This is a genomic window from Ramlibacter sp. (assembly GCF_035706265.1).
GTDB lineage: Bacteria > Pseudomonadota > Gammaproteobacteria > Burkholderiales > Burkholderiaceae_C > Ramlibacter.
Window position 1 is genome coordinate 1 of the sequence record NZ_DASSVG010000712.1, and the last position, 5,045, is coordinate 5,045.

The window sequence follows — 5,045 nt, forward strand, 5'->3', positions numbered from 1 at the left end:
GCCCCTAGATTCGAGGCGTGGCCGCGCACCCGCGGCCGTCGTCCAAGGATCCGAGCCATGCAACGCACCCCCGTCCTCTTCCTCTCCCACGGCGCACCCACCTTCGCGCTCGAGCCGGGCCGGCTGGGCCCGCAGCTGGTCGCCGCCGGTGAAGCCCTGCCGCGGCCGAGGGCCGTGCTGGTCGTCTCGCCGCACTGGATGACCCGCGGCGTGCGGGTCGCCACCACGGCGGCGCCGGCCACGGTGCACGATTTCGGCGGCTTCGACCGCGCCCTCTACCGCATCCAGTACCCCGCGCCGGGGCATCCCCAGCTGGCCGCCCGCACGGTCGAAGTGCTGCGCGCCGCCGGCTGGCACGCGGAGGCCGACCCCCAGCAAGGGCTGGACCACGGCGCCTGGGTGCCGGTGCGCTTCCTCTATCCCGACGCGGACGTGCCGGTGTTCCAGGTCTCCCTGCCCGCCACGCTGAGCCCGCAACAGGCCTACGCGCTGGGCCAGGCGCTGGCGCCGCTGCGCGACGAAGGCGTGATGATCGTGGGCTCCGGCTCGATGACGCACAACCTCTACGAATTCCGCATGACCGGCGACGGCCACGAGGCGCAGTACGCCCGCGAGTTCGCGGACTGGGTGCGCGCGGCGATCGAAGCGCGCGACGACGCCCGCCTGGTCGACACGCTGGCCCTGGCGCCGCACGCGCAGCGTGCCCATCCGACGCCGGAGCACTTCCTGCCCCTGCTGGTGGCCGCCGGCGCGGCCCAGGGCGAGCGCGAGGTGGAGGCGCTGGAAGGCGGCATCACCTACGGCGTGCTCTCCATGGATTCCTACCTGTTCGGCGCCCGCATCACGGCGCCCGCGGGAGCGCTGCATTGAGCGCCGCCCTCGTGCTCCAGTCGCCCGCGCCGGCGCAGCACCTGTTCCTGCTGTTCCACGGTGTCGGCGCCACGCCGCAGGACCTGGTGGCGCTGGGCAACCGGCTCGCGCGCGAGTTCCCGGATTCCGCGGTGGTGAGCGTGCCGGGGCCGGACCGCTCGGATTTCGGCGCCGGCTTCCAGTGGTTCTCGGTGATGGGCGTGACGGAGGAGAACCGGCCGGCACGCGTCGCGGCAACGCTCGAGCGCTTCGTGCAGACCGTGCGCGACTGGCAGCAGCGCACGGGGGTCGGGCCCGAGGCGACCACGCTGGTCGGCTTCTCGCAGGGGGCGATCATGGCGCTGGCCGCCGCGCAGTCGCCGCAGCCGCCTGCTGCGCGCGTGGTGTCGCTGTCGGGCCGTTATTCCGAGCTGCCCCGCGCGGCGCCGCAAGGCGTGCGGCTGCACTTCATCCACGGCACCGCGGACGCGGTGATCCCGGTGGCGCACGCGCAGCAGGCCGAACGCGCGCTGCAGGCGCTCGGTGCCGAGGTCACGCTGGACCTCGTCGCAGGACTGCCGCATGGCATCGACCGGTCGGCGGAAGACCTGCTGGTGCAGCGGCTGCGGCAGCGGTGATCAGCCGATATTCACCACCCGCGCATTCGGAAACCGCGCGAACGGGTCGTAGCCGCGCAGGCCTTCGCGCAGGGTGGACTCGTGCTTCTCCGCGATGCGGAGGCGCTGGCGCGGGTCGGCTTTCCACATCGCCTCGAGCAGCGCCTCGTCGAAGCGCAGCATCACCGGGGCGGCATAGGGGTAGCGCGCGTTCGGCTCGTCCATGATGGACCAGGAGATCACCACGCTGCCGCTGGCCGTCTGCGCCGCCAGCGAGTGCGGCGGGAACAGGTGGCGGTAGGCCTGCCAGAACACCGCCCGCACGTTGTCCAGCGAACCGACGCCGACGCTCTGCGGCTGGGTGGTGCCCGGAACCGTATCCCTCATGTCGTACTTTCCCGCCGCGCGCGCTGTGGTCCAGAAGGATGTCTTGCCCGGGCGGTCGGGGACGAGGTTGGAGAGCGATGCAGCCATGGCGGCCTCCGCAAGAGGAGGCGCGAATGGTAGGGGGCGCCCGGGCCGGCGGCTGTAGGACCGGGCCCACAGGCCTGTCGGCACCGGTGCGCAGGCGACGCGTTGCAGCAGTTCATAAAGCCAGGATCCATTCGGCCATCGTGTCGGCGACCTGCTGCACCAGGGCCGGCTGTCCGGCGAGGTAGTGGTTGCCGCCGGCGATGTCGACATTGCGCAGGCGCGCGCCGCCGGCCGCCAGCCAGGCCGCGCGCGTGCTCGGGAAGGTGGACTGGTCGGCCGTGTAGGTGCACAGCAGCGCCGGCACCGAGGTGCGCGCCAGGTTCGCCGGCCCGTCGGCGCGGCTGCGCGGCGACCACTGCGACAGCCAGGCCGTCAGCGAAGTGATCCGGCCCATCTGGCTGGCCGCGTAGTTGACGGCCCGCGCGCCCGTCGCGCCCGCGCCCCACACGCTGCCCACCGCGCGCTCGTTGGCGTCGATGGCGAGATCCAGGAAGCGCGGATCGGCATGGGTGCGGTGCACCACGAACACCTCGTCGCGCGCGCTGCCGGGCGCCGTCTGCGACCGCAGCCGCTGCAGCCGCTGGCCGACCCACTGGTCGATGCGTTCGTAGCGGGCCTGCTGCGCGTTGCGGAAGCGCTCCAGGAAGGCATGGCTGTAGGGCGGCCCGTGGCGGACGTCGTACATGTCCAGTTCCGGATCGCACGAGAGGCCGTCGCGCTCGTCGGTGACCGAAGGGTCGATCCAGTTGCGCATCAGCGTCGAGCGGCCCTCGTGCGCGGCGCACAGCGCCAGGCCCTGCACGGCCGGCAGGTCCTGCGGTGAGAGGCCGGCCGGGTCGCCATCGGGCAGCTGCTCGATGTCCAGGTGCTCGGCCTGGGCCTGGTAGAAGGCCGCCAGCGCGGCCCCGCCGGAATTGCCGACCAGCACCACCTTGTCGTAGCCGCGCGCCCGCAGGTACTGCACGCCGGCGCCCAGGTCCTGGATCACGCGCTCCATCAGCAGCAGGGTGTCGTTGCCCGCGTAGCGCGAGTTCAGGCCCATGCAGGCCACCCCGCGGGCCGCCAGCCGCGCGATCAGGTAATGCCCCATGAAATTGCTGGTGGGATGCATCACGATGGCGGCGGCGCGGCGCGGGCCCGCCGGCTTCATCCAGGCGCCATAGATGCGCGGGCGCAACAGTTGCAGCCCCGACTGGCTTTCCAGGGCGGCGCCGGGTTTCACGTCGATGACCGCGAGCTCGGGTTCGGCCATGGAAGGCATTGTGCAGGCAGCACGGCCGTACTGCACGACTATGATGGCACCCGGGAGCACATTCGACCGGTGAATGGGGCCAGCTGTACCCCCCCGTGCCGGCAAACCAACGAAAGCATGCCGAATATTGCAGCTGTCCTGAAGGACGAGATCGCCCGCATCGCGCGCAAGGAAGCGCGCGCGCAGACCGCCGAGTTCAAGAAGGCCTCCGCGCAGTATCGAGCCCACATCGCGGCCCTGCGCCGGCGCATCGACGAACTGGAACGCCAGGTCAAGCGCGCCAGCAAGCAGGGGGTGAAGGGCAATTCCGCCGCCGACGAAGCCGATGACGAGTCCCAGGGGCCTGCGCGTCGCTTCAGCGCCACACGGCTGGCGGCCCAGCGCCGCAAGCTGGGGCTGTCGGCCGCCGATTTCGCAGCCCTGATCGGCGTGTCGGGACAGTCGGTCTACAAGTGGGAGCACGGCGAGGCGCGCCCGCGCGCGCGCCAGCTGGAAGCCATCGCCGCCCTGCGCGGCATCGGCAAGCGCGAAGCCGCCGCCCGGCTGGCGCAGCTGCAGGGCGACGGCGAAGCCACCCAGTGAGCCACGGGGCCGCGACGGCCCCTACTGCTTGAACAGCTCCTCGATCAGGGCCCGCAGCCAGCGGTTGCCGGGGTCCACGTCGAAGCGCCGGCTCCAGTGCAGCGAGACGGTGAAGTCGCGCTGCGGGAACGCCGGCTCCACCACCGCGAAGCCCGGGAAGCCGCGCGCGATGTTGCGCGGCAGGATGGCCGCCAGGTCGGTAGCGTGCACGATCGCGGGCAGCACCAGGAAGTGCTCGGTCACCAGCCGCAGCCGCTCCTGCAGCTTCGCCTGCTGCACGATGCGCAGCGTCTCCGCATGGGCGCGCACCGCCACGAATTCCAGCTCGCCCAGCGCCCTCAGAAGCGCCGCGCCGGTGCGGCGCTTGCGCGTGAAGGGATGGCCCTCGCGCAGCAGCACCACGTAGCGGTCGTCCAGCAGCCGCAGGCGCTGGCTTTCACGCAGCATCGGCAAGAAGCCGATCGCGAAGTCGATGCGGCCGGCATCGAGCGCCTCCATCAGCTGTTCGCGCGGCAGCGGCCGCGCCTGCACGCGCACGCCGGGCGCGCGCTCGCGCAGGGCCACCATCAGGTCCGGCAGGAAGCGGGCCTCGCCGATGTCGCTCAGGTGCAGCTGGAAGGTGCGCGTGGCACTCGCGGGATCGAAGCCGGCGCTCTCGCCCAGCGCCTGTTCGAGCGTGGCCAGCGCCTGCCGCACCGGATCGGCCAGCCGCTGCGCCTTGGGCGTGGGCTGCACGCCGCCGCCGGCGCGCATGAACAGGGGATCCTGCAGCAGCTTGCGCAGGCGGCTCAGGCCCTGGCTGGCGGCGGGCTGCGTCAGGTGCAGCAGTTCCGCCGCGCGGCTCACGTTGCGCGTGCGGCAGACCGCGTCGAACAGCCGCAGCAGGTTGAGGTCGATCTCGTTGATATGCATCGGCTGAATGAGCGGCCAGCCGATTATCGGGCCGGCTATCTTGCCGCCGGCGCCTCCGGGAAGCGCGCCAGGTAGTACGCCAGGGTGTCCAGGTCCTCCACCGGGACCGGGCTCACGGCGGCCGGCATCGCCGGCGTGTAGGCCGCGCGCGCCCCGGACTTGAAGCCGCGCAGGCTGTCGCGCAGGTAAGCCTCGTGCTGGCCCGCGATGCGGGGCACCTGCTGGCCGCCGGCGAGGTTGGCGCCATGGCAGAACACGCACTTGTGCTGCTCCGCCAGCGCGCGCCCTCTCGCCATGCGCGCCGCATCCGGCGGCGTGGCCGGCGCCGGAGCCTGGACGGGCGGCAGCGTGCCGATGAA

The 5,045-nt window shown here is 72.4% G+C and carries 7 protein-coding genes; 3 read left to right on the forward strand and 4 right to left on the reverse strand.

The window, feature by feature from the left end; translation table 11 throughout:
- Window positions 1-57 precede the first annotated feature (57 nt).
- Both VFM98_RS25555 and ypfH read left to right on the forward strand, forming a co-directional pair.
- A complete protein-coding gene (locus tag VFM98_RS25555; protein ID WP_325112700.1) occupies window positions 58-870 on the forward strand; it encodes a class III extradiol ring-cleavage dioxygenase in 813 nt (270 codons plus the stop codon).
- Window positions 867-1,487, forward strand: a complete 621-nt coding sequence (gene ypfH, locus VFM98_RS25560; protein WP_325112701.1) for an esterase — start codon at window positions 867-869, stop codon at window positions 1,485-1,487. Before VFM98_RS25555 ends, ypfH begins: the two co-directional genes overlap by 4 nt.
- Here the strand turns inward: ypfH and VFM98_RS25565 are convergent, their stop codons facing one another.
- Both VFM98_RS25565 and VFM98_RS25570 read right to left on the reverse strand, forming a co-directional pair.
- Window positions 1,488-1,853, reverse strand: a complete 366-nt coding sequence (locus VFM98_RS25565; RefSeq protein WP_325112702.1) for a hypothetical protein — start codon at window positions 1,851-1,853, stop codon at window positions 1,488-1,490.
- A 199-nt stretch (window positions 1,854-2,052) separates the two neighbouring features.
- Complete coding sequence (locus VFM98_RS25570) at window positions 2,053-3,192, reverse strand: alpha/beta hydrolase (RefSeq protein WP_325112703.1); 1,140 nt, start codon at window positions 3,190-3,192, stop codon at window positions 2,053-2,055.
- Window positions 3,193-3,309: 117 nt separating this feature from the next.
- Between VFM98_RS25570 and VFM98_RS25575 the strand changes: the two genes are divergently transcribed.
- A complete protein-coding gene (locus VFM98_RS25575; RefSeq protein WP_325112704.1) occupies window positions 3,310-3,774 on the forward strand; it encodes a helix-turn-helix transcriptional regulator in 465 nt (154 codons plus the stop codon).
- A 21-nt stretch (window positions 3,775-3,795) separates the two neighbouring features.
- On the opposite strand, the gene VFM98_RS25580 is transcribed toward VFM98_RS25575, so the two are convergent.
- Both VFM98_RS25580 and VFM98_RS25585 read right to left on the reverse strand, forming a co-directional pair.
- Complete coding sequence (locus VFM98_RS25580) at window positions 3,796-4,686, reverse strand: LysR family transcriptional regulator (protein WP_325112705.1); 891 nt, start codon at window positions 4,684-4,686, stop codon at window positions 3,796-3,798.
- Between the two features lie 35 nt (window positions 4,687-4,721).
- Window positions 4,722-5,045, reverse strand: a 324-nt coding sequence (locus tag VFM98_RS25585; RefSeq protein ID WP_325112706.1) for a c-type cytochrome, incomplete at its 5' end; no start/stop codon positions are given.